Here is a 2,693-nt window from a genome sequence, read left to right as displayed (position 1 = left end):
GGCGGCGCACTGCGCGGCCAGGTGCTCGACGAGCCGGGCGCCGCGCAGGTTGAGCAGCGGCGGCGTGCGGGCGAGCAGCACCCCGGCGGTGGCGGCGACGTCGGCGGCGACGGTCGCGCCGCGCTTCTCGACGGCGAGGGTGAACAGCTCGGCGAACTCGTCCTCGGCGAAGTCGCGGGTGCGGGCGACCTCGAACGCGCGGACGAGCGCCGGGTTGGCGTCGAACAGGCGCCGGTCGCCGCCGGGGCGGCACAGGGCGACGACGTCCAGGGACGGCGAGCGCGCCATGAGCCGCCGCAGCTCCTCGACGGCGGCGGGGCCGCAGCGCTCGTAGGTGACGAGCTTCTCCAGGTCGTCGACGACGAGGAGCATCCGCCCCTCCAGGCAGTCGCGGACGCGGGCCTGGAGCCACAGGACGGCGTCGCTGACGCCGAGCGAGGCGAAGACCTGGTCGGAGATCCACAACGCCTCGCGGACGGCGCCGCCCTCGGCGAGGCGGCGTTCCAGGACCTCGGCGCCGGTGCCCTTGCCGGTGCCCTCCGGCCCGGTGACGAGCAGCCGGACGGGCCGCTCCCCCGCGAGCCGCGCCGCGAGCGCGTCCTGGAGGGCGCGGGTCAGCTCCGGCTGCCCGACGAGCGCCTTCTCGACGGCCTCGTCGCGGGCGGTGCCGCCGCCGGCGACGGCGCGGTCGGGTTCGCCCTCGGGTTCGGCGGCACGCTCCGGGAAGAGCGCGGAGCCGAGCGGGTTGAGGACGCGGCGGGCGGTGAACAGGCGCCGCAGGTCGGCCTGGAACTGGCGGACGGGCACCCGGCAGCGGGGGCTCACCGGCGCGTCGGGCAGGCCCTGGACGGCGCCGGTGATCCGGACGGCCATGTCGAGCCAGGCGCGGCAGGCGTCCGCCTCACCCGCGACGAGCCCGCGGGCCAGCCACGCGCGGACCTCGGCGGGCCAGGCGTCCGCCGCGTCGGCCTCGCGGGCGGCGCGGAAGCGCTCGTCCAGCCGCTCGTAGCGGTCGGTGCCGAGCGCCGCCGCGAGCTCGGCGGGCAGCACCCGCAGGTCGGCGGCCAGCAGCAGCCGGGCGAGCGCGGTGTCCGGCTCCTCGGTGTCGGCGACGGCGCCGGCGAGGCGCTCGCGGGCGGCGTCGAGGCCGGCGCAGGCCCAGCCGAGGTAGCCGATCGGCCCGGCCAGCTCGGGCAGGACGGTCAGCTCCTCGTCGGTGAGGCTCGCGACCCAGACGTCCTCCAGCGCGGCCTGCGGGACGGTCATGTCCCGCTCGCGGAGCGCGGGGTCGGCGGCGCGCCGGTCGAACAGGTCGATCAGGACGCGGCGGCGGCGCTCCAGCGGCTCCAGGCCGTCGAAGACGTCCAGCCCGGCGCGGGCGAGCTCGAACATCACGGCGCGCCGCTCGCGGTCGTTCCCGGCGGGCTCGGGCAGCCACAGGCCCGGCGGGCGCCAGCGCCCGCCCTGGGTGAACCAGGCGGTCGCGTCGCGGACGGCGGGCTCCGGGGTCGCGAGGAAGGCCGAGAGCAGCTCGTAGTCGACGTCGCCGCGGGTGCCGCCGCGGACGGCGGACGCGCCGAGCAGGAACGTCAGCAGCGACCACTGCTCGGCGCCCGCGGCGCTCGTGCCGGTGCCGTAGAAGTCGCTGAGCTGCCGCGTCAGCACGACGGCGCGGGGGTCGGCGTTGTAGGCGACGGCGCGCTCGCGCATCTCCTCGTACAGGCCGTCCGGCACGCGCCACGGCCCGTACGCGTACACGTCCAGGACGGGCTCGTCGGTGAGCAGCACTTCGAGATGGTCCGGCAGCCGGGGGGAACTCACCTGGGGTCCTTCTCCTACGCAGCGGAACGGGGAACAGCGGGGAACACGTCTGGCATGCACCCTACGACTCGGCGCGATCAGGCACACCCTTGTCGCGCGGCGGGTTGGCAGGCGGCGCTCCGTCCGGGATAGTTGCCATATGGAAAACATTCGCCGGGCGGACGCCGGGCGGGTGTGCGCCGACCGGAGGGGAAGCCCCTCGTGCCAGCACTCGAAGTCACCGCTCGGGCGCTCGACGGACGGACCGTCGTGTCGCTGCGCGGAGAGCTCGACATAGCCGTGTCCGACGACCTGCGCCGGCAGATCCGCGCGGCCCGCCGCGAGCACGGCGACCACGTGGTGCTCGACATGGAGTCCCTGGAGTTCATGGACTCGCACGGCCTGTCGGTCATCATCAGCTGCTACAAGTCCGTCACCGCGGCCGGGGGCAGCCTCACCCTGGCCGGCCCCCGGCCCATCATCCGCCGCACACTGGAGATCACCGGTCTGCACCGGCGGTTCCGGGTGCTGCCCACGCTCGCCGAGGCGATCGCCCCCGAACCCGAACCCGAACGCGCCTAGATCGTTGATGGGAAATTGCTGAACCGGGTGCGGGCATGGCGAAGGGCGCCCATCGTCGGTGTGTGAAGACTGACTTGGACGCCCTTCTGACCGCACTCTACGTTCATCTGGACGATCACGTGCTGCCTTCGCCGCGACGGCGGCGGGGGCGGCCCCGGCTGCTGACCGATGCCGAGCTGGTCTGCGTGGCCGTCGCGCAGGTGCTGCTGAGTTGCGATGCCGAGCACCGCTGGCTGCGCCTGGCCCCGGCCCGGATCGGGCACCTGTTCCCGCGCCTGCCCTGCCAATCCGAATACAACCGGCATCTGCGC

General features: G+C 75.1%; 2 protein-coding genes and 1 pseudogene. 2 read left to right on the top strand and 1 reads right to left on the bottom strand.

All coding sequences use genetic code 11. From position 1 onward, the window contains the following. Positions 1 to 1,821 (bottom strand): P-loop NTPase family protein (locus E1300_RS48980; protein WP_207400450.1); only part of this gene is annotated, 1,821 nt, incomplete at its 3' end. Between the two features lie 201 nt (positions 1,822 to 2,022). On the opposite strand from E1300_RS48980, the gene E1300_RS48975 reads away from it, so the two are divergent. Continuing rightward, entirely contained in the window at positions 2,023 to 2,382 is a 360-nt protein-coding gene (locus E1300_RS48975) for an STAS domain-containing protein (RefSeq protein ID WP_165503356.1), read from the top strand. A gap of 62 nt (positions 2,383 to 2,444) precedes the next feature. Beyond that, a pseudogene (locus E1300_RS48970) lies at positions 2,445 to 2,693 on the top strand (IS982 family transposase); the annotation flags it as partial.

This window comes from Actinomadura fibrosa, from assembly GCF_900659615.1.
GTDB classification, from domain to species: domain Bacteria; phylum Actinomycetota; class Actinomycetes; order Streptosporangiales; family Streptosporangiaceae; genus Spirillospora; species Spirillospora fibrosa.
This window is presented reverse-complemented; position numbering and strand designations above follow the sequence as displayed.